The organism is Paenarthrobacter sp. 10N417 (assembly GCF_056394745.1).
Genome location: NZ_JBFTIL010000010.1, coordinates 52,290 through 73,567, shown reverse-complemented (window position 1 = coordinate 73,567; position 21,278 = coordinate 52,290). Strand labels below are relative to the sequence as shown.

Below are 21,278 nucleotides of genomic sequence, written 5' to 3'. Positions count from 1 at the left end.
AGCCGTGGACCCACGGCATGATTCGGGCAGGAACAGAACTGCTGGTTCGGACCAAGGGTGGCTGGCCCGGAAGGTGCATCTGCAGGTATGGGCTGCTAGCCGCTTCGGTACTTCCAGCGTAGGGAAGCATGGAGGGTACAAGATTCAATACCAAGAGAGACGATTCGAGAGTAAAACGTTTGGGCAGATTCAAAAGTGATCCAGCTCACGCGAAAAAACGCATTCTTAAGAGCCGGTGGTCTAGACCGGAAGACCTATATCGTCATTCTCCGGTCAGCAGGCTGCACGCCTTCTTGAGGTCTTTTTCGGCTTCAAAGAGCGACAAGCGACGACACCGGACGGCCTGGACCAGACCACTGACCAGATGCAACAGAATCCTGGCCTTCGGGGCGTCATTTCCGGGCTCTTTACTCAAGGAACCCACAACTTCTTCGGACAAGAGATCAATCTCGCGCAGCAGCTGGGCGGTATCGCTATCTTTCCCGGCAGGCCGGATGAGGCAGTGCTCCACGCCGGGCTGCATGACCCTCAGGTGGAAGATCTCCATCATCAGACCTGACAAAGCATGGCCCTTGCCCTTCCTCTGGCGCACGCCGTCGCGAAGCTCGCGCAACTGCTGCCGGTAGACGGCCAACATCAGGTGCGCTGTGGAGGGGAAGTAGCGGTAAAGCGTGCCCAGCGGGACGTCCGCTTTGGCGGCAACGTCCGACAAACTCAAGGTGTCGAACTGACGTTGGGCAAAGCCCGCCGCTGTCTTCAGGATGCGGGCATAGCGCAGCTGCTGCCGCGGCGTGGTCGGTGCGGCAGCCATACGGGGCAACCCCGTCGTCAGATCAAGGGAGTACGGTTCCAGGGAAAACGGTTCGGGCATTTCCGGCGATCTCTTGGCAGGCTGGCAAGGAAACGGCCGGCTTGGGTCACAAGACCCGCGGCAGGCCGATCGCATCAATGATACGTGAGCAAAATGACCGTTTCCTGAGAGCGCCCCGCTTTGAACGCATCCCATGCCGCTCCCGGGAAAGGGCGGGTGCCACACATACACTGCAGGAAGATTACGGACAAACAACTGAGTCGCAGATCAGCTCGTTCTGGGCGCTCAAAACGGCATCAACGGCGACTCAGTTGGGTTGGCACGCGCGGGAGGAAGACCACTATGGGGAATTTTCGACGTCGGATGGCAGCAGCGCTGCTGACCGCCGCTGTGGCGGCGGTGGCACTGAGCCCCCTGCCGGCGTCGGGCGCATCCAGCAACGGACCGGACCCCGTAGTCATCGGCGATGCGTTTGTTGGAAAGACGCTAACAACGGAAATCGGCCCGTACACCTTCTATGGCTGCGGCGGCGGAAAGGGCCCGGACTTCACCGTTTACTGGACAAGGGACGGCTTCCTTGTGGCGGGCGAAACCGGGCGCAGCTACCTCCTGCAGCAGGATGACACGGGCGCGCGGATGGCCGTGCACCTGACCGCCAGCAAAACCGCCTGCGGAGGCGAAACCCTCCACAGCGACGAGACCGGACCCGTCGCTGCACCCAACCGGGCCAACGGATTCACGGGCCGCAGCTTCGAACTCCTGACGCGTGGAAGCGACGGCTCGTTGATGCTGTACGGGAGGACGGGCGCCGCGTGGGATGCCGCCCGCACCGTGGGCTGGGGGTGGAACGTCTTCAACCTTGTCCTTTCCCCCGGAGACTTCAACGGTGACGGCAAGGGCGACGTGATCGCACGGGATTCAGCAGGCACTCTTTATCTCTATGCCGGTGACGGAACCGGGGGTTGGAAGCCGGCCCAGACCATCGGCAAGGGCTGGAACATTTTCGACTCAATCGTCAGTCCCGGCGACTTCAATGGGGACGGCAACAACGACATCCTGGCCAGGGAACCCGGCGGCGCCCTCTATTTGTACCCGGGCAATGGTTCCGGAGGCTGGCTGGCGAGGACCGCCGTCGGGCAGGGCTGGCAAGTGATGGACACCCTGCTGACGCCCGGCGATTTCAACGGCGATGGCAAGGTGGACGTGTTGGCGCGTGACCGCAACGGCTACCTGTACTTCTACGGCGGGAACGGGGCGGGCGGCTGGACGCGGTCGTGGCTGGTCGGCGTCGGCTGGAATGTCCTCAAAGCCGCTGGTGCTGCCGGTGATTTCGACAATGATGGCTTCCCGGACGTTTACGGCGTGGACCAGCAGGGCCGCCTGGTGATCTATTACAGCGATGGTCGGACGGGATGGCGCACATCCCAGGTCGTCGGCAATGGCTGGGGCGGTTTCACAGCAATCTTCTAGCGGAGTCCCAGCCGCGGTAAGATTAGGCGCATAAGTCTGGGGAGGACACAATGAACGCTCTATCATGCCGTGCATCAGGCGTGCGCCGAGCGGTAGCCGGGATTGCGGCCGCGCTTATTGCCGCCGTCGCTTTCGCCCCGGCACCTGCCATGGCAACCATGGACCCCACAGATCCCGTGGTTCACGGTGCGCCGTTTGTTGGCTCCACGCTCAGCGTGGAGATCGATCCTGCTTCCTACCGGGGCTGCGGCCAGGCCGCTGGCCCCGACTACCACATCTACTGGACCCGTGACGGCGAGCACGCTGACGACCACACGGAGTGGTGGAACTACAGGCTCACCGAAGAGGACCGCGGCAAGACCATCGCCGCTTACGTCGCCTCGAACTATCCTTGTGACCCCATGGAAGTTGGCAGCGCCGAGACTGTAGAGATCTCCGCCTCCAACCGGGCCAACGGCTTTACCGGGCGTGGCACCTTCGAATTGCTTGCCCGCCGCGCAGACGGCACCCTCATGCTGTATCCCCGCGTTGGCGGCGCCTGGGAATCCGCCCGAACCGTGGGTCCGGGCTGGAATGGTTTCGGGACCGTCCTCTCCCCCGGCGACTTCACTGGGGACGGCAACAACGACATTCTCGCCAAGGACTCGGCCGGGAACCTCTTCCTCTACGCAGGAACCGGAGATGGCCGGTTCTCCGCAGGCCGCCAAATAGGCTCGGGATGGAATGGCTTTAACTCGATAGTCTCCCCTGGCGACTTCAATGGGGACGGCAACAACGACATCCTCGCCCGCGACTCCGGCGGCCTGCTCTACCTCTACCCCGGAAACGGCGACGGCGGCTGGCTCAGCCGATCTCTTGTTGGCAGCGGCTGGAACGTGGTCAACAAGATCGTCACGCCCGGCGACTTTGACGGCGACCACAACGTGGACATCCTGGCTCGCGACACCTCAGGTGCCCTGCGCCTGTACAAGGGCAACGGAGCTGGCGGCTGGGCAGGCATGGCCGTGATCGGGCAAGGTTGGAACGGCATGGCGGCTATTGGCGCCGCCGGTGACATCGACGGTAACGGCAATGTAGACGTCTATGCAGTGGACGGATCCGGCCAGCTGCTGGCCTACTACGGCGACGGCGACGGCGGCTGGAACGGCGCCCAAACCATTGGCTGGGGTTGGGGCGGGTTTAACGCCTTGTTCTAGGGATTGGGGGATACCATGACGACTTTTTCATCTGTGCGGCCAGGGGCTTTTGTGCATTCAGCTTTTGTGCATTCAGTACGGACGGGTTTTCACATCCTTCTAGCCATCCTCCTGTGCTCTGCGCTGGCAATTGCAGTCCCGCCTCCCAGCGCTACGGCTGCGGGACCAAACGTGCCTCTTCCCACAGTGGTCACCCGTACTTCGCCAGCCACGGTGGGTCCCGGGAGTGTTATCTCTTTGTCCTTCACCCTGAGCGGTCCCGCGAAGGAAGTAGGTTTCACCTACGTCAATGAGGACACCTTGGAGCAGGCCACCCTCTACGGACCTACCAGCCAGCTGTCCGGGCCCTACAGTGCGCAAGCCAAAGTGCCCGTGGACGGGAGCGCCTTCCAGCGAACCGGGCGCTACAAACTCCTCAGCGTCAACATCCTGCTCCCCGTGGGCCAGGGGGTTGTCCGCTACGGCCGCGACGGCAACATCCTCTTCCTTTCGCAGGGGCTGGAAGCACCAACCCAGCGGCCGGGGGCCTTGGACGGCGTCGACTTCGCCGTCAACAATCCCAATTTCCCGCTGGTGGACAATCCAAATACCAAGCCGCCAACCATCACCGGCGTAGCCCGCTACGACCAAGTGTTGACGACGGACAACGGCTCTTGGACCCAAACGCCCACCGGCTTCGCCTACCAGTGGCTGCGCAATGGCCAGCCGATCCCTGGAGCCACGCTCAACACTTACCGCATTGCAGAAGCAGACCTGGACCAGACGCTGTCAGTACGGGTCACGGCCACGCGGGCAGGCTACCGGGCTGTGTCGGCATCCTCGCTCCCACTGACTCCCACGTCACCCATCACAGCAACCGCTCCTACCCTCCAGGGCAAGCTGATCGTGGGCGAGAAGCTCACCGGCGTCTTCAACGAAGGCAGTGTTTCCAGTGGGACAGCCGGCGGGCCCGTAAGCGTCAGGTATGAATGGGTGCGCAACGGTACGTTGATCAGCGGTGCGACGACGAAGACTTACACGCTACAGGCAGCGGATCGTGGCGCCGTCGTTGGTTTCCGGGCAGTAGTCCAGGCGGGTAATCCAGTGACGGCCACCCGCCCGTTTACGGTTTTCGGCCGCACCGTGATTCGGAACAAGCCGCACACAGCAGGTTTCGACGCCGGGGCCTCCATGGACCTGTTCGCGCGGAATGCTGCGGCGAACCTGCTCCTCTACCCCACTGACGGCGCTGGCCACTGGCAAACTCCCCGGACTATCGGCTTTGGTTGGGACGTGTTCGATATCGTCTTCAACGCGGGCGACTTTGACGGAGACGGTTTCAATGACGTCATCGCCAGGGACCACGACGGGGCCTTGTTCCTGTACCCGGGCAACGGGACTGGCGGCTGGCTTCCACGCAAGCAAATCGGCTGGGGCTGGGACGTCTTCGATTCCATCATCGCCGCAGGCGACTTCTCCGGCGACGGCAACAACGATGTCCTCGCCCGCACTCCCTTGGGCGCCTTGGTGCTGTACCCAGGCAACGGGACGGGCGGCTTCAAAGCCCCCGGCGCCGTGGGCCAAGGGTGGGACGCCCTCAGCCAGGTCTTCTCGCCCGGGGACTTCGACGGCGACGGCAACCCTGACGTCCTGGGCCGCGACAGCACCGGAAACCTGCGGCTCTACGGTGGCAACGGCAACGGCGGATGGACAACCGCCCGGTCCATTGGCACAGGCTGGAACGTCATGTCCCGCATTGGTGGGGCCGGCGATTTCAACGGAGATGGCTTCAACGACGTCTGGGCCATCGACACCGCCGGCCAACTGAACATGTACTACGGCAGCGGCATCGGAGGATGGAAAGGCGCCGGCGTTGTTGGCTGGGGCTGGGGCGGGTTCACGGCGGTTTTCTAAGCCGATTTTGGTTGCGTTTTGGGTTTGACTTGTCTTTTGCTTGAATTTTTGCCAGCAAATTCCCAGACTGTCCGCGTCTCCATGTACTCTCAAGTCACTTACACGCGCTGGCCATCTGCGACCGGTCTGATTTGGGGGAAACATGGGGAGCACTCCTCTGCGCCGCGTGCGCAGTTGGCTGGCCGCATTTATGGGCAGCGTTATTTTGGTCGGCGGTCTGGGTTTGGCACCCGCAGCCCATGCCGATGACACGTTCGCACCGGTACCTGTAGCGGTCTCCACGACGCCAGACGCGATCAGCACTGGAGGGCAGGCAACATCACACGTTACCTTCCAGGCATCCGGTCCGATTACCGACGTGTACGTCCTGTTCCGGAATACAGCAACGGGTAAACTCCACACGACGATGACGCAGGGCTCGTACAGCTCCGCTGATTCGACGTACTCGTTCGACGTCTTCTTTGCACAGGGGACACCGCCGGGAACATACCTTGCCCAGTACATGCAGATTCAAACCGCCGCTGGTCAGGAAGTTGGCTACTGGCGCGACGGTTCCTTGATCCACAACCCCGGCAACCTCCCCTCGTCCGGAACTGCGGCTGTGGCCTTGGATGCCTTGGACTTCAACTACGTGACTCCCGTAGACATCGATCGTCCCCACACGTCTGGCTTCTACCGCGCAGAGTATTGGGATTCGTACACGATGAGCCTGTTCGTCCGGGACTCCTGGGGCCGCCTCGGCTTGTTCCCCACCGGTGGAAATGGCACGTGGCAGCAGGCATATGAAGTCGGCTCGGGGTGGAATATCTTCAACACGATGTTCGCTGCCGGCGACTTCAACAACGACGGCGAGAATGACGTGATCGCCCGTGACAGCGCCGGCTCGCTCTTCCTCTATCCAGCCGGCTGGCACGGCGGTTGGTACCCGAGACAACAGATCGGTTGGGGTTGGGGAATCTTCAGCACCATCTTCGCGGCAGGCGACTTTAGTGGGGACGGCAACAACGACCTCCTTGCCCGCAAGTCTTCCGGTGAGCTCGTGCTGTACCCGGGCAACGGCCAAGGCGGATTCCTGGCTGCTTCGACGATTGGCTGGGGCTGGGGCGGCATGACTTCGCTGTTCTCCCCGGGTGATTTCGACGGCGACCACAAGCCTGATGTGCTGGCCCGTGACGGCGCCGGAAACCTCGTCTTCTACGGTGGCAATGGTCATGGCGGCTGGACCACCAGCCGTGTGATCGGCCAGGGCTGGAACGCCATCACCAAGCTCGGCGGCGCCGGCGACTTCGACGGCGATGGCGCCAACGACGTCTGGGGCATCGACACTTCGGGTCAGATGCGCATGTACTACGGCAACGGCTCAGGCGGCTGGAAGGGCTCCGCTGTAGTTGGCTGGGGCTGGGGCGGCTTCAACGCTGTCTTCTAGGGCTTTATCTCGTTGGAAGGGGCCCCGACCGGATTGATTGGGCGGGGTCCCTGCTTTAGCACTGCATGACCCTTACTACCGCCGGTTGGATCTCGCCCAACCCTTCCCTTGGAGGATCCCTTGGAGCCCTGTACTCCTTCACCCAGCGTCGCGCCACGGCTGCGCCGTTTACTGTCAATCCTGACCGCGTCCCTGGTGGCGGGTCTTCTTGTGGCTCCGGCCCTGCCTGCACATGGTTCCGTACCGGCGCTTGGAGTGCCTTCCCGCTTGGTATATATCAACGGCACACCCCAACTGGGCGGCGATCCAACCGTCGGCGGTTTGCTAAAGGTGGACATCTCGCAGACGTTTGCCCATGTTTCACCTGAGGGAGGAGCTCCGTCCGTTTCTTACTCCTGGACCAGGGATGGAGTGGAGATTCCGGGCGCAAGTGGCCTAACGTATCGCGCAACATCAGCTGACTTGGGACGCGTAATAGCTGCGAGCGTTACCATCGTCTACGACGCCGACTCGCAACTCACGGTCCAGGCGGCCAACCCGTTGCGGGTTGCAGCAGCGGCGCGCGCCCGCGGATTCAATGGCGACGGCACACTTGATATCTTCGCCCGTGACTCCTCCGGCCGTTTGTTGCTCTACCCCACGGACGGGCACGGCAATTGGCAGGCAACCCAAGTGATCGGTTGGGGTTGGAACAACTTCGACCTGTTGGTCTCTCCCGGTGATTTCGACGGCGACGGCACAGTCGACGTCATAGCCCGGGACCCCCAGGGACGTCTCTTCCTCTACCAAGGAAATGGTTCTGGAGGGTGGAAGAAGGCCTTCCAGATCGGCCAGGGATGGCAGGGATTCAAGGACCTTGTGGCGCCCGGCGACTTCAACGGTGACGGTACAAACGACATCCTGGCAAAGGACAACGCGGGCAATCTGTTCCTCTATCCAGGGAACGGCCGGGGTGGATGGCTCTCCCCATACAAGATCGGGCCGGGGTGGGAAAGCTACTATGTCGTCGGTGCCGGACATTTCCTTGGCACTTCGGACCTTGTTGTTCTCACCCGCCCTTTCTGGGGAAACCTGGAAGTGCGAACCACGCAACGAAACGGGTGGTTCGAAGAATATGGCCTGCCTGGAGGTTTTGCCGGCTCCATCGGGTGGGGCTGGGAATCACTGGCACGCATCGGCGTAGCCGGCGACTTCAACGGGGACGGAGACTCCGATGTCTACGGAATCGACAACGCCGGCCGCCTGACAATGTATCTGGGCGATACCTCGGGCATACGCCACTCCGGCATCTACGGCTATCGGTGGAAGGGTTCACCCGTCGTCGGTTGGGGCTGGGGTAGCTTCACCGCCGTCTTCTAGGCGCATTCTTCCGCCCTTTGGCAACGCAGCTTCTCTTTAGGAGACTTGGACATGACGAATTGTTCCACCCGATTCTCAGGCCGCCATCTGCGTATCCTGGCACTAGTGTCAACGGTCATGCTGGCGAGTCTTCTTCTGCACACCCCAACTGCTGAGGCAGCGCCAATAGGCGCTCGTTCGTCAGCCGTGAAGTCCTACGTATGGCCGCCGGATCCGGCGTTCTTGAGCATCAGCGCAGCAAGCACGGCAACCGTTCCCGTGGGTGGTGAGCTCCGATTGAATTTCACGGTTGCACGACCTGCAACCTCGGTAGATTTTGTAATGCTGGATGAATCCGGGGCAACGGAGAGCTTCATGTTCTGGAAACTCTCTCCTGATGCCCAGCCACAACTTAACGGGACAGCAGTTCGCACCGTGCAGGCAAGCGAGGCAACCGGAAAATACACACTCAGACAGGCCAGGGTTCGCTTTGCTGACGGTTCATCCGCGACAATAGACCCCCGAAAATACAGCGGGGCTTCGTCTGTGACGGATGACTTTCCGCAGGCTACGTTCACCGTCAGTAACCCGGCTATAAAACTTCAGCCAAACGTTAACCTGACGCCTGCCTACATTGAGGGGCCGCCTGAAACCGGGATTTGGGCGAGAACCAACCTTGGAACGTGGAAAGGCGGAGTATCCCATGCTGACTACCAGTGGATGCTTGACGGGGTGGACCTCGAGTACAAGTCCTATGACTATTACCTGTCCTCTTTTGCCGTAGGCTCGATGGTTTCCTTCAGAGCGAAGGTCTATTCACCTGGATTTCTGCCCACGATGGTCGTCTCGAAATCGGCAGGCCCCGTTATTCAGCCTCGTCGCCCCAAGGTATTGGGTGAAGGAGCTGTTGGCTCCATTCTGCGAACTGACTTCAGCCTTTCCGAGGTATCCATTCCGCCCGGGGCAAGCCCAATTGTCAAGTACCGCTGGGTCGGACCTCCCTATGCGGAGCGACCGAGCGGTGCAACCTATCGTCCGACTCCGCAGGACCAGGCTCATGCCTACTCCGAGCACTTTGTCGCGGCTGAGGTCACCGTTTCGTCCGGCTGGGACACTTTGCGGGTTGTGACCAGCGAATGGAAGGAAAATATCAAGGATTCCCACTGGTCCAGTGGATTCGATGGCGATGGAACAACGGATTTCCTGGCCCGCGACCGGTCCGGCATCCTTAGCATGTATCCCACGTCAGCACAGGGCGGGTGGCAGGCGCCCCGCGCTGTCGGGCAGGGATGGTCTGGGATGACGTCCATCTTCAAGACAGGCGATCTTGACCGCGATGCCAAGAACGATGTCGTGGCCCGGGATACCGAGGGCCGCCTCTTCCTCTATCCGGGAGACGGCCAAGGCGGATGGCTCCAACCGCGGCAAATCGGCACAGGCTGGAATGTCTTCAACACCATCTTTTCAGCAACCAGTACGAACATCGACGGTGGCCATAGCGCCATTTACGGCCGCGACGCCAACGGAACCTTGTGGCAATTCGCCAGCTACAGCGGTGGTGGCCTGACCTACGGTGGATACCCGATCGGAACTGGTTGGAACATGTTCAACACGGTCTTCCCAGCCGGCGACTTCAACGGCGACGGCGTCGAGGACTTGATGGGCCGAACTCCCTCCGGGCTGCTCTATAGCTACCAAGTCGATGGCTCCACCATCGATCAACGCCAGGTCATAGGGGTTGGGTGGCAGGTGATGGCCAGAGTTGGAGCGGCCGGCGATTTCAACGCAGACGGTCATCAGGATGTTTATGGGATCGACTATTCCGGTCGAATGCACATGTACTACGGAAACGGCGCGGGTGGATGGAGTGGGTCCTCCGTCGTCGGTTGGGGCTGGGGCAACTTCACCGCCGTCTTCTAGACAACGCTCTTAATCTTCACCACGAACACGGCGCCCAGCAATCCGATGACTGCGGCGGCTACGTACAGCGAGACGTAGCCGCCCCAGTACGTGACAAACGGGAAAGCAATCAGCGGGGCAACCACCTGCGGCAGCGAGTTCGCCACATTGATCACACCCAGGTCCCTGCCACGGTCCAGCGCCGTTGGCAGGACCTGAGTGATCAGTGCGAAATCAACGGCCAGATAGGCACCAAAACCGATGCCCAGGACAATGGCGCCCGTAATGGCGCCGGCCCACGTCGGTGCAAACCCGAGGATCAATGACGCTATAGCGATGATCACGGACGACGCGATCACCAAAGGCTTCCGCTTGCCCATCCGGTCGCTCAATGTTCCCCCGATCACGCTGGTGATAATCACCATGACCGCATACAGACCGGTCAGGATAAGCACTCCGAATGCAGGTTCGATGCCCTCGGTTTCCTTCACGTGCACGGCATCGCTGAGGAAGAACAGCAGATAGAGCGTGACCATGTGGTTGCCAATATTCACCAGCAAGCGCGTGAGCCATGCCCAGGCGAAATCCGGGTAGCGTTTCGGGGAGACCCAGAAGCCTTGGAAAAAACGCACAAGACTGAACGGTGGACGCGCCTGGGCTGGAAGCGGCTGGTCGTCATTCTTGAACAGATAAAGCACGACGCCGGCCAGCAGCGCCGCTGCACACACCAGGTAGCCTGCGGCAAAGTTTCCAGCCACGACGGCGGCAATCACCGCGCCTGCCAGGATGCCAACTGTTTGTCCCATGGCTGCCAAACCACCGACAGTGCCGCGTTGGGGCACTGGAACGCGGTCTGGAATCGCTGCCGTGATGGCAGCGTAAGCGCCGTTGCACCCGGTCTGCACCAAGCACCACAGCACCGTCATGACTGCGACGTTCGGCGCTCCCGCCAGTCCTACGAGTGCCACTGCCCCTAGGATCGCTCCCACGAGGACCCACGGAACGCGGCGTCCGAAGCGGGACACAGTCCTGTCACTGAAAGCGCCGAACAAGGGGTTGGCCACCAAGGAGACGGCTGCGCCGCAGCCCGTGACCAGAGCGAGGATCGCTTCTTTTTGGGCTTCGTCAAAGTGCGCCGCCTGCTGCCCAAGGAGCACCTGGATGGGGCCGAAGAATGCGGCATTGATGCCCACGTTGATGAGCACGACGCCAGTAATCCACAGGGTGCGGACCCGGTCCACTGGTTCGGCGAGAGCTGTGGCCGTGCCGCCCCGGACTATGGCGGGGTCCGGTACAGGACCGGGCAGGTCGGACAGGCTCATGGCAGGTTCCCCCTAGATTGAACGTCTGGATTCAGATTAGCGCGGGTGAAGGGCATGGAACCGAAGTTCACCTCAGTTATCCACATAGCCCACGACGTGCCCGTGCCGCTCACGTGGCGCACGCGTTAGTGTGGCCTCAAACGTATGGAGGAGAAGGACATGAGCGAGCAGATTAATACGGCTGATCTCTATGACGATCGAGGCGAGGAATTGGAGTCGGTTGCAGTCCAGTTCCAGAACCTGGGCGGTCACACGCACTTCAGCGGACAGGTACGCACCATCAGGTGCTTCGAGGACAACGCGCTGGTGAAGACCGTCCTTGGGACGCCCGGCGAAGGAGCCGTTCTGGTGGTTGATGGACAGGGATCATTGAGGACTGCCCTCATGGGAGACATGATCGCTGAAAGTGCTGTGGCCAATGGCTGGTCAGGCGTGATTATTAACGGAGCCGTCAGGGATCGCGAAGCCCTTGCCCGCCTGCCGCTGGGCATCAAGGCGCTGGGCAGCAACCCGAAGAAGAGCGCTAAGACGGGCGTAGGTGAGGTTGATGTCCAGCTGGTGATTGACCGTGTGAGGATCCAACCCGGTGTCATGATCTACAGCGATCCGGATGGCATTCTTGTGGAGCGCTGACCCCGGGGACTGGCCGACTTACGAAGGTTGTTCAAGAAACATTCTTCTTCCGGGAATCAAACAGGCATTAGGATAGTTACTGAAAGCAACTATCCTGCTTAAATCCACTTTTCTGCCACCTCTGGAGAAGATATGTCCAAATCTGCGCCCGTCCGGGCCGCCGGCGAGGTCCTGACCCATCGTCAGACGCTCACCGTCATGGTGGGACTCATGCTCGGCATGTTCCTGTCCTCACTGGACCAGACCATTGTGTCGACGTCCATCTACACCATCGCCAACGACCTCGACGGCTTGTCACTCCAGGCCTGGGCCACCACCGCGTACCTCATCACTTCTACTGTGAGTACGCCGCTCTACGGCAAGCTCAGCGACATCTTCGGGCGCCGTCCGCTGTACTTGGCAGCCATCCTGATCTTCCTGGCCGGATCCCTCTATGCCGGGTCGGTCCATTCCATGACGGAGCTTGCAATCGCCCGTGGCGTTCAGGGCCTTGGCGCAGGTGGCCTTTTGGCGCTGGCACTGACCATCATCGGCGACATCGTTGCTTTGAAGGACCGGGCCAAGTACCAGGGCTACTTCATGTCCGTATTCGGCATCTCCTCCGTCCTTGGCCCTGTCATCGGCGGCGCCTTCGCGGGAACATCGACCATCCTGGGCTTCGACGGCTGGCGCTGGGTATTCTTCATCAACCTTCCCATTGGCCTGGCCGCACTCACCGTGGTCTTTATGTTCCTTCACCTCCCTGCACGGCACGTGAAACAAAAGATCGACTATTGGGGCGCGGCAGCCATCACCCTGGCAATCGTTCCGCTCCTTCTTGTCGCCGAGCAAGGCCGGTCCTGGGGCTGGGCATCGGGTTCATCCTGGATCTGCTACGGCCTTGGCGTCGTTGGCATCGTGGCCTTCTTGTTCGCCGAGATGCGGGCCGGGGACTACGCGCTGATCCCCTTGCGTCTCTTTAAGAACGCAACCTTCGGTTTGTCATCCCTGCTGAACTTCATCATCGGCATCGGCATGTTCGGCGCCATCGCCATGCTCCCCATGTACTTGCAGCTGGTGAAGGGGCTCACCCCCACCGAAGCCGGGCTCATGATGATCACGTTCACCGTGGGCATCCTGTTCGGTTCGATCAGCGCCGGGCGCACCATCTCCTCGTCGGGCGTTTACCGGATCTTCCCCATCCTGGGTACGGCAACCCTGACTGGAGCCGCACTCGTCATGGGCCTGGTGCTCGGCGTGGACACGGGTCTCTGGGTTCCCGGACTCATTGCCGTGTTCTTCGGTGTCGGCCTGGGCTTCTGCATGCAGCCGCTGACACTCGCCATGCAGGTATCGGTGCCCCCGAAGGACATGGGCGTCGGAACCTCCACGGCGGCATTCTTCCGTTCCATGGGTGGAGCTGTGGGCACGGCTGTGTTCATCTCCATGCTGTTCAGCCTGGCCGCGGACAAGATCGCCGATGGCATGAAGACCGCTGCTTCCAGCCCGGACTACCAAGCGGTGATGAAGGATCCGGCCGTGGCGGCAGATCCCGCGAATGCCAAGCTCTTCGATTTCTTCAAGAATGGCGCCAACAACGATTCCCTGAACGACACCAGCTGGCTTCACGCAGCCAACAGCACCCTCACCAGGCCCATCACCGAGGGCTTCGCGCAGTCAATTGACACTGTGATGCTCACGGCAGCTGGCCTGATGCTCGTCGCCTTCCTCATCAGCTTCGCGTTGCCTAACAAGAAGCTCATGGACCCGAAGGCAGCAGCCAAGGAATCTGTCCCGGCCCACTAAGTCCTGAGGAACTGCTGGACTTTTAGACGGTTCAGTCGTTCGACAGGGGAATGGCAGGTAGTCCGTGGACCACCTGCCATTCCTTTTGTGGTTCTTGCCTACTTGCCTTCATTCATGGGGATGCGGACGCCGCGTTCGTTGGCGACTTCGACGGCGCGGTCGTAGCCGGCGTCGACGTGGCGGATGACGCCCATGCCGGGGTCGTTGGTCAGGAGCCGTTCGAGCTTCTCCGCGGCCAGGTCAGTGCCATCAGCCACGGAAACCTGCCCGGCGTGCAGGGACCGGCCGATACCGACACCGCCGCCGTGGTGGATCGACACCCAGGTAGCGCCCGAGGAGGTGTTCAGCAGGGCGTTCAGCAACGGCCAGTCAGCAATCGCGTCCGAGCCGTCGGCCATGGCCTCGGTCTCCCGGTACGGGGACGCGACGGAACCGGAGTCCAGGTGGTCACGGCCGATCACGATCGGGGCCTTGACCTTGCCCTCCTTCACCAGCTGGTTGAACAACAACCCCGCCTTGGCCCGCTCGCCGTACCCGAGCCAGCAAATCCGTGCCGGCAGGCCCTCGAACTCCACCCGCTCCGCCGCAGCGTCAAGCCACTTGTGCAGGTGCGTGTTCTCCGGAAACAACTCCTTGATCGCCTTGTCCGTCACCGCGATGTCTTCCGGATCCCCCGACAGCGCAACCCAACGGAACGGGCCCAGGCCCTCGCAGAACAACGGACGGATATACGCCGGAACGAACCCAGGGAACTCAAACGCCCGGTCATACCCGCCCTTGCGCGCCTCATCACGGATCGAGTTGCCGTAATCAAAGACCTCGGCCCCGGCGTCCTGGAACTCCACCATCGCCTGCACCTGACGGGCCATCGACGCCTGGGCCTTCTTCGTGAACCCTTCCGGATCCGCAGCAGCCTCCGTGTGCCACTCCGCCACCGTGATGCCCTCCGGCAAATACGACAACGGATCATGCGCGGACGTCTGGTCCGTGACCACATCAAAGGTCACCTCCCCGGCCTTATGACGGGCCAGCAGTTCCGGGAACACCTCCGCGGCGTTACCCACAAACCCCACCGACCAGCCACGGCGCTCGGCCTTGGCCTTCTGGACCTTCGCGATCGCGGCATCCAGATCCGTTTCGACCTCATCCAGGTACCGCTTCCCGGCGCGGCGGCGCAGACGGGTCTCGTCCACGTCCACGTCCACGATCAGGCACGCACCATCATTCAGGGTCACGGCCAGCGGCTGCGCACCGCCCATCCCACCACACCCACCGGTCAGGGTCAGGGTCCCAGCCAACGGTCCCTCCGACGAACCATCAGCAGCAGGCGCCGGGTGGCGACCCTCCGCAGCGAGCTTATTCCCGACCGCGGCGAACGTCTCGTACGTGCCCTGCAGGATGCCCTGCGTGCCGATGTAAATCCAGGACCCGGCGGTCATCTGGCCGTACATCATCAGGCCCTCGGCCTCCAAGCGGCGGAACTCCGGCCACGTTGCCCAGTCCCCCACCAGGTTGGAGTTCGCCAACAGGACGCGCGGCGCCCACTCGTGGGTGCGGAAGACACCCACCGGCTTGCCGGACTGCACCAGCAAGGTCTCGTCCTTCTCCATCGTCTCCAGGGTCCGGGTGATCGCATCAAACGCAGCCCAGGACCGAACAGCACGGCCCGTACCGCCGTAAACCACCAAATCATCCGGACGCTCAGCGACCTCCGGATCCAGATTGTTCATCAACATACGCAACGGCGCCTCAGTCTGCCACGACTTGGCAGTAAGCTCAGTACCCCGCGCGGCCTTAACCGGACGGGCACCAGTAGTGAAATCGGCGGGTGCCATGATGACTCCTTCGTGAAATATCCATGGAACGTTTGATCCATGGTTTGTCTCCAAGCACAGGGAGCTTCATATCTGAGTCTCTTTATGCCCACGAGCTACTGATCTAAGTAGGCCGGATTTTCCTAGGTTGAGGGAGGAAAAAGCGAGCATCCTGTCCGAAGTACCGGACGATGGAAGGGATGATGAAGCACTCATCGCTTTGGGATGGCAGGGGGTGCTAAACGAACGCCGCAAGTCCCGTGATCGCCCGGCCAGCCACCAAGGTGTTGATTTCATATGTCCCTTCGTATGTATAGATGGCCTCCGCATCGCAGAAGATCTTTGCCATCTCGTAGTCAACGGCCACCCCGTTGCCACCGAGGACACTGCGGCCGATGGCGACCGACTCGCGCATCCGTTTTGTGACGAATGCCTTTGCCATCGCCGAATGCTCGTTCTTGGACCTGCCTTCGTCCTCGAGCTGGGCCAGCCTGACCATCATGCCCATGGAACTTTGGGCGTTGGACAGCATGGTGACAAGTTGTTCTTGGATCAGCTGAAAGCTCGCGATGGGCTTGCCGAATTGGTGGCGTTCTACTGCATATTTGCGTGCCACATCAAAGGCGGCCATTTGAAGTCCCACGGCTTGCCAACCGACAGTGGCACGTGTGCTCTTCAGGACCTTGTTGGTGTCACGGAAGCTGTTCGCTCCCGCGAGCTTCATACCGTTGGGGACGATCACGTCTTCCAGAACGATGTCGGCGTTCTGCACCGCGCGCAATGCTATTCGGTTCGGAATAAGCGTCGCCTTGAACCCTGGCGTTGACGTGTCTACGAGGAAGCCCTTAACTTGCTCATCATGGGTGTCCTTGGCCCAGACAATCACGTAGTCCGAAAACGTCGAATTGCCGATCCATCGCTTTTCGCCGTTGAGGATCCAGTTGTCCCCATCCCGACGCGCCGTGGTCCGAGTCCCTCCGGCAACATCGGAACCAGCCAACGGTTCAGTAATGGCAAAGACGCCAGTCTTTTTGAGGGAGTAGAAATCCGGTAGCCAGTCAGCCTTCTGCTCCTCGGAACCCAGCAGCTCAATGGAACCCGTGAACAAGCCGTCGTGGCCACTGAAGAATGTCCCGAAGGACGCGTCAACCCTGTGGATTGCCGCCGTCAACATGCCGGCAAAAAGGTGGGAATGCCCCTGTCGGCGGACAGGACTGATGATGTCGAGTTCCGCAACCTTGGGAATCAGGTGTTGGGGAAACTCGCTACGGTTCCAGTGGTCAGCTGCTACTGGGCGGACCTCCGCCTCAAGCCAGCTCCTTATCTCATCCAGACGGCAAGATTCGTTGGCGGGAAGCATCGATTCAAAGTGGAAGAAGTCCCCATCGGAATAGGGGAGATCTACCTTGGCAACAGATTGTGTAGTCATGCGGTCCTCCATTGAAGGCGTGTACGGGAAGGTGGTTTCAATGAACGGCCAGAAGGGAGCGTCTCGGGAAGCTTCAGCGTTCGGCAGTCTTTTCTGAAGGTATACGTCGGAGGACCGCGAAATGGCTCAGGTCACAGTTTTCGAGACATCGTCCGAAATACCGGACGGAACGTGACTTGTTTTTCGTGATGTAAAACACCGATCATGCTCAGATGGATCGCAGGTAGGGGGACCTGGACTCTCCGTTCAAATAATTAAGGAACACCATGCAGACAGCAACAAATACTGGGGCAGGCGGGACACGGGTCGAGCGGCGTTCCATCGACTTCGTTCCCGAAAACGAACGCCATGGTTCACCAGCCCAGCAATTTACTTTGTGGTTTGGGGCCAACATGCAGATCACTGCGATCGTTGATGGCGCCTTGGCGGTACTTTTCGGAGCAGACGCGCTATGGGCCATTATCGGCCTCTTAATCGGCAATCTTCTGGGTGCTGCAGTGATGGCGCTGCACGCCGCCCAAGGACCGCGTCTGGGACTGCCACAGATGATTTCCAGCCGAGCACAGTTCGGCATCCTGGGTGCAGTAATTCCCCTGATTTTGGTTGTCATCATGTATCTCGGCTTTGCCGCCACTGGAACTGTGCTTGCCGGCCAGGCAGTGGATCAGATCCTGCAGACGGGCACACCCGCTGTGGGTATGGTGATTTTCGGGGCCCTAACAATCCTTGTTGCAACATTGGGTTACCGGTACATCCACCTCATGGGGCGCATCGCGACGGTTGCCGGCATCCTGGGCTTTGGGTATTTGGGCATTCGTTTGTTTACCAGCCATGATGTGGGTGCGCTCCTCGGATCCGCTGAGTTCCAGTTCCCCACATTCCTGTTGGCCGTTTCCCTCAGCGCTGGGTGGCAGTTGACATACGGCCCTTACGTTGCCGATTACTCCCGCTATCTCCCATCGAAAACGCCGGTACGCCAGACCTTCTGGGCTTGCTACCTGGGCACGGTTATCGGCTCTCAATGGTCCATGACTCTCGGCGCGCTCTTCGCCTCCCTTGCCTTGCCGAAGGGTTCGAGGTTCCTGGACGGACAGGTTGCATTCCTTGGAGGGCTCAGCGGTGGAGGTGCCATAGCACTCGTAATTTACTTGGTCATCGTCATCGGCAAACTGACAGTCAACACTCTCAACGCCTACGGCGGATACATGACGATGCTCACGTCCGTTACAGCGTTTACCAGGAAGACCAAGGTGGCAACGTGGACCCGCTTCGCGTACGTGGTGGGCTTCATTGGATTGTCCGTAGTCATTGCTGTTGTCGCCTCACCGGATTTCATAGCAAACTTCAAGAACTTCGTGCTGCTCTTGCTGATGGTCTTCATCCCGTGGAGTTCCATCAATCTTGTTGATTACTACCTGGTTTCCAAGGAAAAGGTGGATATCCCGGCACTCTACGACTTGAACGGACGGTACGGGCGGTGGAACAAGACTGCGTTGCTGTCCTACGCTGCGGGTATTCTCGTCCAGATACCATTCCTGGCCCAAGCCCTGTACACCGGTCCGATGACTGAGCTGCTGGGCGGAGCCGACATCTCCTGGTTGGTCGGACTGGTTGTGACAGCAGCCCTGTATTTCCCCTTGGCTAAGCGGAATTCGACCGCCCCGAGCGAAATGATCTATCCCGTCGATGCTGTCCCTGCCGGAGTGGGCACAGCCCTAAACCACTAAAGCGTTAGCTCGCCCAACAAAGCGCGGCGAGGAGATGCAAAACGAGCAGTTGGGCGCCCCTCAAGGCGCCCAGCTGCTCGTTTTCGTCAGTTGTGGGTTCCAAGCCTCCGTGAGATCTCCCGGGCACACCGATTAACCTCTGGGATCCAGGTCCGGGCAACGTCTTCGATCCTTAATGCCCTCTCCTCAGCCGACTCGTCGTCGTTTCTAAGACGCCTCTCGCTCGGTAGGAATGCCCGGTTAGAAACAGTCAACGTCACGCTTGCTACGGGATATCGTTGCCTATCCAGTACAGCAACGGCCACGGAGGAAAAGCCCTCAGTAATCTCGTCCTGCTCCCAGGCGTAACCGAGGGTACGCGCTCTTGCCAGGAGATCCTCCAGTGCGGGCACTGATTGAGGACCATTGCTGTTCCGGGCCGAAAAGGCTTCCGGGCCAGGAAAGAGCGCCGAGACTTGGGCACGGTCCATCCGCGACATCATTGCCCTTCCGCTCGCGGTCAAATGAGCGGGCAGCCTTACCCCGGTATCCGTCACCAGGGGACGCTGCCGGGGAGCACGTTCCTCAATGACATAAACGACGTCCCTCCCATGCATCACCGCGAGGTGTGCTGTCCGCCTCGTACGGGCGACCAGTCGCTCCAATGGAAAGCGCGCTATGCGCTGAAGAGGAGCCTGACGCGAATAGCCGGTCCCCAGCTCGTGGGCCGTAACTCCAAGCGCATATTTTCTCTCCTCGGGAAGATGCAGCAGGAATCCATCATCAATCAACGCAGAGATCAGTTGATAAGTAGTGGACCGAGGCAGCCCTACGTCCCTCGCAATTGCTGAAGCGCTCACTGGTCCCGCTTGACCGGCAACGTACCTCAGCACGGCAAGTACCTGCGCGGCAGCGGGCGCTTTCGATCTCGGCAAAGCTCCGTTCATGTCCGAAGCATACTCCTCGTATCGTCCGGTATGTCGGACAGCTTGGAGGTCCTTCACTTCATTCCAAAAGGGCGTGCTGTTGAGATGGAACCAAGAAGACCTGCCAATGTAAGGAACACAAATGACCACCACGCAAAGAGTCCCTTCCGGCCTTCTGCCCGTGCACGATGGACAGCCGGAAGATGCCACAGCTTCGCGATCTCAAGGCGCACTCCACGGTATCCGGGTCCTGGATCTTTCCCGCGTTCTCGCTGGCCCCTTCTGTGCAATGATCCTTGCCGACCTCGGCGCCGAGGTCATCAAGGTTGAGAGTCCCGAGGGAGACGACTCGCGCCACTTCGGCCCAAGTGTCAACGGTCAATCGGGCTATTACCGGCTGTTCAACCGAAGCAAGTACGGCATCACCCTTAACTTGAAGGACGACGAAGATTCCAGCACTCTCGTCGACCTTGCCCAAACAGCGGACATCCTGGTTGAGAACTTCCGTCCGGGAGTCATGGAACGCCTCGGCATCAGTGCAGAAAAACTACGGCAGATCAATCCGCGTCTCATCGTGGTGAGCATCAGTGGATTCGGGCAAACCAGCAAGCTTCGCAACGCCCCCGCCTATGACTTGATCGCCCAGGCCATGAGCGGTCTCATGTCGGTCACCGGCTGGCCTGACGGCGAGCCGACGCGAGTAGGAGTCAGCCTCGGTGACGTCATTCCTGGAATTTATGGGGCTACTGCCGCACTGGCCGCTCTTCAGGAACGCCATACCACCGGAAAAGGCCAACACATCGACTTGGCAATGCTGGACAGCCTGGTTTCCATTTTGGAATCAGTAGGCATGCGCGCCCTGCACGGAGAAGAACCTACAGCCTGCGGCAACGACCACGCCATGTCCACGCCATTCAGCACCTATAAGACGATGGACGGCTCAATCGCCATAGCCATTGCAGGCGACCGACTGTTTCCCAGGTTAGCGGCGGCTCTCGATCGAAACAGGTGGCTGTCCGATACGAGATTCAGCCAGCAGACCGCGAGAAACAGACATTCGGCCGAGTTCCGCATTGAGTTGGAAGATGCCCTTGGCGCCATGGCAACAGAGAAAGCCGTGGCCCTGTTGGAGCACCATCAGGTTCCCGTTGCGCAGGTGCGTACCGTTACGGATGCCCTTACCAATGAGCACGCACAGGAACGCGGTCTGGTGGCTCTGGAGGAAGACGGATTCGCTACCCTGGCGTCCCCCTTGCGTCTAACAGGGTCCGTGCCACCACGCCCGGCTCCACAGCTTGGTCAACATAACCACCTCATTTCGCAATGGACTGGCAGGACGTTCGGAAATAGCCGCTAGCACTTTGGAGCCGGACTTGTTGACGTGGAAGTCGGCGACGGCGGCACGTGCGTTTGACTCGCGACGCACCTGCCGCCGTCGTGCTTTGCCTTCAAGTAGTGGCGCCAAGGGTGACCCACTGTGCCGTGCGCAGGCACCTCCGGAACCTCCCAGCCCTCTCCCAGCCACCAATCAGGACCGCTGCGTTCATTTAGTGAATGCACGTCATCTGAATCGCCTTGACTGGAACTTGGCGGATAGGCCATGCCACACTGTGTAGCGCGTGTGCACCGG

At 60.5% G+C, this 21,278-nt stretch carries 15 protein-coding genes; 10 read left to right on the top strand and 5 right to left on the bottom strand.

Annotated features, from left to right (window positions below):
- Positions 1-262 precede the first annotated feature (262 nt).
- Positions 263-871: a TetR/AcrR family transcriptional regulator gene (locus AC1DCM_RS14090; RefSeq protein ID WP_442004505.1), complete on the bottom strand. Its 609-nt coding sequence runs from the start codon at positions 869-871 to the stop codon at positions 263-265.
- Between the two features lie 282 nt (positions 872-1,153).
- On the opposite strand from AC1DCM_RS14090, the gene AC1DCM_RS14085 reads away from it, so the two are divergent.
- The 6 genes from AC1DCM_RS14085 to AC1DCM_RS14060 all read left to right on the top strand — a co-directional run bounded on the left by AC1DCM_RS14085 (position 1,154) and on the right by AC1DCM_RS14060 (position 10,054).
- Positions 1,154-2,281, top strand: a complete 1,128-nt coding sequence (locus AC1DCM_RS14085) for an FG-GAP repeat domain-containing protein (RefSeq protein ID WP_477518708.1) — start codon at positions 1,154-1,156, stop codon at positions 2,279-2,281.
- Positions 2,282-2,331: 50 nt separating this feature from the next.
- Complete coding sequence (locus AC1DCM_RS14080; RefSeq protein WP_477518707.1) at positions 2,332-3,477, top strand: FG-GAP repeat domain-containing protein; 1,146 nt, start codon at positions 2,332-2,334, stop codon at positions 3,475-3,477.
- A gap of 171 nt (positions 3,478-3,648) precedes the next feature.
- A complete protein-coding gene (locus tag AC1DCM_RS14075; RefSeq protein WP_477518706.1) occupies positions 3,649-5,370 on the top strand; it encodes an FG-GAP-like repeat-containing protein in 1,722 nt (573 codons plus the stop codon).
- 142 nt (positions 5,371-5,512) lie between these two features.
- Positions 5,513-6,796, top strand: coding sequence for an FG-GAP repeat domain-containing protein (locus AC1DCM_RS14070; protein ID WP_477518705.1), 1,284 nt, complete (start codon positions 5,513-5,515; stop codon positions 6,794-6,796).
- A 120-nt stretch (positions 6,797-6,916) separates the two neighbouring features.
- Positions 6,917-8,155, top strand: a complete 1,239-nt coding sequence (locus AC1DCM_RS14065) for an FG-GAP repeat domain-containing protein (RefSeq protein ID WP_477518704.1) — start codon at positions 6,917-6,919, stop codon at positions 8,153-8,155.
- A gap of 51 nt (positions 8,156-8,206) precedes the next feature.
- Positions 8,207-10,054, top strand: a complete 1,848-nt coding sequence (locus AC1DCM_RS14060; RefSeq protein ID WP_477518703.1) for an FG-GAP repeat domain-containing protein — start codon at positions 8,207-8,209, stop codon at positions 10,052-10,054.
- Here the strand turns inward: AC1DCM_RS14060 and AC1DCM_RS14055 are convergent.
- Positions 10,051-11,355 carry an MFS transporter gene (locus AC1DCM_RS14055; RefSeq protein WP_477518702.1) on the bottom strand — a complete coding sequence of 435 codons (1,305 nt, stop codon included), beginning with the start codon at positions 11,353-11,355 and terminating at the stop codon, positions 10,051-10,053. The genes AC1DCM_RS14060 and AC1DCM_RS14055 overlap by 4 nt on opposite strands.
- A 159-nt stretch (positions 11,356-11,514) precedes the next feature.
- Between AC1DCM_RS14055 and rraA the strand changes: the two genes are divergently transcribed.
- Together rraA and AC1DCM_RS14045 are read left to right on the top strand one after the other, a co-directional pair.
- A complete protein-coding gene (gene rraA, locus AC1DCM_RS14050) occupies positions 11,515-11,988 on the top strand; it encodes a ribonuclease E activity regulator RraA (protein WP_477515483.1) in 474 nt (157 codons plus the stop codon).
- A 132-nt stretch (positions 11,989-12,120) separates the two neighbouring features.
- Positions 12,121-13,773 carry an MDR family MFS transporter gene (locus tag AC1DCM_RS14045; RefSeq protein ID WP_477518701.1) on the top strand — a complete coding sequence of 551 codons (1,653 nt, stop codon included), beginning with the start codon at positions 12,121-12,123 and terminating at the stop codon, positions 13,771-13,773.
- Between the two features lie 98 nt (positions 13,774-13,871).
- Here AC1DCM_RS14045 and AC1DCM_RS14040 read toward each other — a convergent pair whose 3' ends face one another.
- Both AC1DCM_RS14040 and AC1DCM_RS14035 read right to left on the bottom strand, forming a co-directional pair.
- Complete coding sequence (locus AC1DCM_RS14040; RefSeq protein ID WP_477518700.1) at positions 13,872-15,608, bottom strand: urocanate hydratase; 1,737 nt, start codon at positions 15,606-15,608, stop codon at positions 13,872-13,874.
- A 217-nt stretch (positions 15,609-15,825) separates the two neighbouring features.
- On the bottom strand, positions 15,826-17,016 hold the full coding sequence (locus tag AC1DCM_RS14035) for an acyl-CoA dehydrogenase family protein (protein WP_477518699.1): 1,191 nt from the start codon (positions 17,014-17,016) through the stop codon (positions 15,826-15,828).
- A 266-nt stretch (positions 17,017-17,282) separates the two neighbouring features.
- Between AC1DCM_RS14035 and AC1DCM_RS14030 the strand changes: the two genes are divergently transcribed.
- Positions 17,283-18,743, top strand: a complete 1,461-nt coding sequence (locus AC1DCM_RS14030) for a purine-cytosine permease family protein (RefSeq protein ID WP_477518698.1) — start codon at positions 17,283-17,285, stop codon at positions 18,741-18,743.
- Between the two features lie 86 nt (positions 18,744-18,829).
- Here AC1DCM_RS14030 and AC1DCM_RS14025 read toward each other — a convergent pair whose 3' ends face one another.
- Complete coding sequence (locus tag AC1DCM_RS14025) at positions 18,830-19,669, bottom strand: IclR family transcriptional regulator (protein WP_477518697.1); 840 nt, start codon at positions 19,667-19,669, stop codon at positions 18,830-18,832.
- A gap of 121 nt (positions 19,670-19,790) precedes the next feature.
- Between AC1DCM_RS14025 and AC1DCM_RS14020 the strand changes: the two genes are divergently transcribed.
- Positions 19,791-21,005 (top strand): CaiB/BaiF CoA transferase family protein, encoded by a 1,215-nt coding sequence (locus tag AC1DCM_RS14020; protein WP_477518696.1) that lies wholly within the window; start codon positions 19,791-19,793, stop codon positions 21,003-21,005.
- Positions 21,006-21,278 lie beyond the last annotated feature (273 nt).

What these genes read in the sequence shown, in the direction of transcription:
- AC1DCM_RS14090 (WP_442004505.1), bottom strand. Translation starts at nt 871, where the DNA reads ATGCCCGAACCGTTTTCCCTGGAACCGTACTCCCTTGATCTGACGACG.
- AC1DCM_RS14085 (WP_477518708.1), top strand. Translation starts at nt 1,154, where the DNA reads ATGGGGAATTTTCGACGTCGGATGGCAGCAGCGCTGCTGACCGCCGCT.
- AC1DCM_RS14080 (WP_477518707.1), top strand. Translation starts at nt 2,332, where the DNA reads ATGAACGCTCTATCATGCCGTGCATCAGGCGTGCGCCGAGCGGTAGCC.
- AC1DCM_RS14070 (WP_477518705.1), top strand. Translation starts at nt 5,513, where the DNA reads ATGGGGAGCACTCCTCTGCGCCGCGTGCGCAGTTGGCTGGCCGCATTT.
- AC1DCM_RS14060 (WP_477518703.1), top strand. Translation starts at nt 8,207, where the DNA reads ATGACGAATTGTTCCACCCGATTCTCAGGCCGCCATCTGCGTATCCTG.
- AC1DCM_RS14055 (WP_477518702.1), bottom strand. Translation starts at nt 11,355, where the DNA reads ATGAGCCTGTCCGACCTGCCCGGTCCTGTACCGGACCCCGCCATAGTC.
- rraA (WP_477515483.1), top strand. Translation starts at nt 11,515, where the DNA reads ATGAGCGAGCAGATTAATACGGCTGATCTCTATGACGATCGAGGCGAG.
- AC1DCM_RS14045 (WP_477518701.1), top strand. Translation starts at nt 12,121, where the DNA reads ATGTCCAAATCTGCGCCCGTCCGGGCCGCCGGCGAGGTCCTGACCCAT.
- AC1DCM_RS14040 (WP_477518700.1), bottom strand. Translation starts at nt 15,608, where the DNA reads ATGGCACCCGCCGATTTCACTACTGGTGCCCGTCCGGTTAAGGCCGCG.
- AC1DCM_RS14035 (WP_477518699.1), bottom strand. Translation starts at nt 17,016, where the DNA reads ATGACTACACAATCTGTTGCCAAGGTAGATCTCCCCTATTCCGATGGG.
- AC1DCM_RS14030 (WP_477518698.1), top strand. Translation starts at nt 17,283, where the DNA reads ATGCAGACAGCAACAAATACTGGGGCAGGCGGGACACGGGTCGAGCGG.
- AC1DCM_RS14025 (WP_477518697.1), bottom strand. Translation starts at nt 19,669, where the DNA reads ATGAACGGAGCTTTGCCGAGATCGAAAGCGCCCGCTGCCGCGCAGGTA.
- AC1DCM_RS14020 (WP_477518696.1), top strand. Translation starts at nt 19,791, where the DNA reads ATGACCACCACGCAAAGAGTCCCTTCCGGCCTTCTGCCCGTGCACGAT.